A 4,334-nucleotide genomic window follows, 5' to 3' on the forward strand; every position below is an offset into this window, starting at 1 on the left:
AATGGATTGGTTATCTAAACTAAAAGTTCATTGAGTTTAGAACTATAATGTAAATTTACTGAATCATACCTAATGTAAGTTATTGATTTTATGATTCATCAGTTTAAGTCTTTAATGTGCAAAGACAGAGAGATCTTAGAAGAGTTAGATATCCAAGTTATTCCAAAGGAATTACTGATTACGGTTGAGCACACTTATCCAGATTTTCATTTGGTGATGCATTGTTTTATTTGTAGCTGTGAACATGGAAATATCAAATTAATAGAACATATTGAGTTGGCATGGTTGGATCTGGGAAATCTGCGGTCTTTAGATTGGGCTGAAGCAGATATACCTGTAGTGAAAAAACTACAAGAGGCTGTAAATAAATTTGTGTAATTGCTTTTCATAAATTAAAGGTGATTGCTTAGGCGGTCACCGAATTCAATAATAAAGCGGCTCATAGCGGAATCAACTTAGTCTTTTAGCATATTTGGGAAAGTTGGCTTATTGGGTTTTAAACAATAAGCCACTACAGCAGCCATGATATTTGCCATGAAGTTATTTACCGAACGATGACGTGAATGTTCAAGTTAATATAATTTTTTTAAACTGACAGTTAAAAAAAAATACTTTAAAATGCTAAATGGTTTTTAATTGAAAAATATAGTAATGTCAAAATTAAATGTAGATCAAAAAACAATTTATGAACTTTTTTCAGATAAACGTGCAGATTTTTTAATTCCAGATTATCAGCGCCCATACGCATGGAGTGAGGAGCAGTGCCAAACTCTTTGGGATGATATTTTTAGTTTCGCATTTCCTGAAAATAATGCTGATAATTTTGATGATCGGAAAGACGAATATTTTTTAGGGTCTATTGTTACATACAAAAATGAAAATGATCAATCAGAAATAATTGATGGTCAACAGCGCCTTACAACACTTTTGCTTTTATTAAGGGCATTTTTTGATAAGTTTGCTAACATGCAAGATCAAAGCTCTCAATTAACTAAAAAGCGTATTGAAAGTTGTATATGGAAAACTGATACTTTTGGTGAGGCTGTAAAATCATCATTAAAAATTGATTCTGAAGTTGCGACTGATGATGATAAAGGTGAATTTTTAGAATTACTTAAAACTGGAAATATAATAGAAAATAGCAAGAGTAGATATGTAATTAATTATTTATTCTTTAAAAAGAAAATTGATGAATTTTTGCAACAATTTCCAAGTTATTTTGCCTACTTACCTGCAAGAATATTAGGTAACTGTATTTTGTTGCCAATTGAAGCTGATTCTCAAGATACAGCATTAAGAATTTTTTCAACTTTAAATGATAGAGGGTTGCCATTATCTGATGCGGATATTTTTAAGGCTCAATTTTATAAATTTTATGGAAAGCTGAATAAAAAAGATGAATTTATCAAAGCTTGGAAAGAATTAGAAAAAGTCTGCAATGATATCTTTATGCATAATACTTTTAGTTCGCCTATGGATGAGATATTTTCTCGATATATGTATTATTTACGAGCAAAAGAAGGTAATAAAAGTTCGACAACAGAAGCACTACGAAAGTTTTATGAACGTGATAAGTATAAATATTTAAACTCGGAAAGTACAATTTGTGATTTAAAAGAATTAGCTGATTTTTGGTATAGCGTTAAATTACAAGATAAAACAAGATTTTCGGATCAAATTCTGAAGAAACTATATATATTGCATTATTCACCAAATGGTATGTGGCAGAATATAACATCAGCGTATTTTTTACATAATAAAAAAGAGAATGGTTTTTTGGATGATGAAAAGTTTCAAAAATTTTTAGAAAAAATCACTGCATTTATTTTTACTTATGCAATTACAAATCCTGGAGTGAATGCTTTAAGAACTCCTGTATATGATGAAATGGTAAATATTGTTAATAATAAAGAGGTTACATTCTCTAAGTATAAGTTTAATGAAGTAAATACTAAAACATTATTTAAAACTTATGTTTTTACAAATCAAAGAAACGTTACTAGATCAATTATTACATGGTATGCTTTTAATCTTAAAGAGCAAAAATTACTGCAACTAACTGAGAACTTTCATTTAGAACATATTTTTTCTAGAAAAAGATATCAGATGGAAAATGGCATAGATAATATAAATAATCTTGAGTCATTGGGAAATAAGATATTATTGGAAGAAAGTATTAATATAAAGGCATCTGACTATCGGTTTGAGGATAAGAAAAAGATTTATAGTGGGGAACAGCGTAGAGGAAAGAATCAAGATAAAAGCCAAATATATGAAATATCTGAATTAGTACTTTTAAATGATTTTACTGAAGAAAGTATTATTAATCGTAGTGCTAAAATTTCAGAAGCCTTTTTTGATTTTTTGCGTGATCAAGAACTATTATCTGACAGTTAGTTTGGGTGTGGCTCGACTTTGATTATTTTTTTTATTTTTTCTAAAAAATTGGAATTTGCAATAAATTTAGTTTGAGGAATATATTATTTTTATGGTCTAGGAAGAGGAGTGACTATGAAAAAACATTATTCTGAATTAGAGATTGTTTCAGATGTATTGGAGAAAATACCACATCGTCAAAGTCGTTCAGTCGCGAAAGCCATTTGTGTCTGTAACGATGTAGAAGCCAGCCATTCGTGGAGTTTTACAGAGCCAGTAAAAAATTTTGTGTAATAGCTTTTCAGAAATTAAAGGTGATCACTTAGGCGGTCGTGCATGGATAAAAAGGTATATGATAGCACTAGTACGATAATACAGATTACCTATATTATTTATAATGTCTTTCAAGTTGACTGGATCATCAATAGTAAGCTTAAAGTTAATATATAAATAATTGTTATTAAAATTTTGCTAAAGTCAAAAAATGTAGGGATTGTTATGGGATATTTCTTGGGGTTTTTATATATTGCGATATATATAGTGATTTATTTGTCATTGTTGTTGCTACCTTATTATGTTGCTTATTCTATAATTGAACCTCATAGCTTTTTCGGCGTAGTGGGCGTATTTATTTTAGGCTCAGTAATTGTACCTCTAACTTTAGGTTTTGCTTTTCTGGTATTCGGAAGTATTTTTGTTGCTTTTGAAAAGTTTAAAGAAAAAATAGGTCCAAAACCGCAATCTCATTCCTTATCATCATATAGTTATGATAGTACACTATTAGATGTAACTCCTAAACCCGAAAAGAAAAATACAAAGGGGGTGGTATTATATACAATCTTGGGGGTTGGGATATTAGGACTAATATTATTTTTGGTTGTCAATGGAAATTCAAAAATTGAAGAGGCTAATTCTGATTATGAAACAGCCTCTTATGAAGAAACTGTGGATGATACGCCAACAGATTATCTTTACACCGATACATCTAATGACGAAGTAGTTGACTCTTATTCAACTGATAATACAATTACAGATAATTATAGCTATATGAATGATGCTGTAGATCAGTTTCTAGAGATACTGGCGGATTCTGGAATTTCTGGAGTGGCGAGAAGTGTTCGTGATTGTTATGTAAATACAGAAATTGATAATCTCTACTGCCTCTATCTAGATAATACTGCTCGAATCATGGATGATGCTGTTTCTAAGCAGATGGGTTTTAATCGAGATGAATATTTAAAAGAGGATAGAGTTCAAGCACGAAATCAGAAGTATTATTACATTCCTACTAACACAAGTCATTTGGCATCTAATCATCAGGAAATAATTGAACCTCAGTTAATAGGCTTACTTAAGAGGAAAATACAAGAGAAAAATTACCAACCTCAAAATGCGAGTGATCCATCTAAAACAAATTCAGATTTATATCCGCATAATAATGCTGATGGTTCACGTTTAGGTGTTGAGATGAGTCAGGGTTTTAATAATAATACCAACAACGATAAACCTGAAGCTCTAGAGTCGGATTTGGTAGCCAACGATGGTGAAACTGGGACAGAAGAGAGTAATGAAATAGAGGTTGATTATGAGTAGAGTATTTCTAGCATTAATACTATGTAGTGTTTGTTCTGTTCAAGCATCAGAGTGGGAGTATCTAGGTGAAACTAATGAATTTAGATATGAGTTGGATAGGCAGACTATAAGAAAGGTAGCAACGGGCTATTCGACAATTGGTAATAATGTGACTCAGTTTTGGGTTAAAAAAATAGTTATTAATGATCTTTCAAAAGATGGGTTAGGGATTGGTGACCATACAAAGACCTTATTACACTGAACCGTACCGGGTTTGTCGGAGACTTTTTTATTTAAGTTAGGCCACCTGACCTAACGGGTTAATCTTATCATAGTACATTGCTTCAAACTCAAAAGGCGATACATAACCCAGTGCACTGTGTACA

Annotated in this window: 4 protein-coding genes and 1 pseudogene; 4 read left to right on the plus strand and 1 reads right to left on the minus strand. The window is 31.0% G+C overall.

All coding sequences use genetic code 11. The features are described 5' to 3' along the window. The first annotated feature begins 90 nt into the window (after positions 1–90). Positions 91–378, plus strand: a complete 288-nt coding sequence (locus tag FTV41_RS13735) for a hypothetical protein (RefSeq protein ID WP_179996698.1) — start codon at positions 91–93, stop codon at positions 376–378. A 77-nt stretch (positions 379–455) separates the two neighbouring features. Here the strand turns inward: FTV41_RS13735 and FTV41_RS15260 are convergent. Beyond that, positions 456–572: pseudogene (locus FTV41_RS15260) on the minus strand (IS982 family transposase); the annotation flags it as partial. A 79-nt stretch (positions 573–651) separates the two neighbouring features. Here FTV41_RS15260 and FTV41_RS13740 point away from each other — a divergent pair. The 3 genes from FTV41_RS13740 to FTV41_RS15265 all read left to right on the plus strand — a co-directional run bounded on the left by FTV41_RS13740 (position 652) and on the right by FTV41_RS15265 (position 3,969). After that, a complete protein-coding gene (locus tag FTV41_RS13740; protein WP_179996699.1) occupies positions 652–2,397 on the plus strand; it encodes a DUF262 domain-containing protein in 1,746 nt (581 codons plus the stop codon). A 114-nt stretch (positions 2,398–2,511) separates the two neighbouring features. Then, a complete protein-coding gene (locus tag FTV41_RS13745; protein WP_168461597.1) occupies positions 2,512–2,670 on the plus strand; it encodes a hypothetical protein in 159 nt (52 codons plus the stop codon). Between the two features lie 204 nt (positions 2,671–2,874). Continuing rightward, complete coding sequence (locus FTV41_RS15265; RefSeq protein ID WP_257221975.1) at positions 2,875–3,969, plus strand: hypothetical protein; 1,095 nt, start codon at positions 2,875–2,877, stop codon at positions 3,967–3,969. The last annotated feature ends 365 nt before the right edge of the window (positions 3,970–4,334 follow it).

Origin of the sequence: Acinetobacter sp. YH16051, from assembly GCF_013417135.1 — a bacterium.
GTDB classification, from domain to species: Bacteria; Pseudomonadota; Gammaproteobacteria; order Pseudomonadales; family Moraxellaceae; genus Acinetobacter; species Acinetobacter towneri.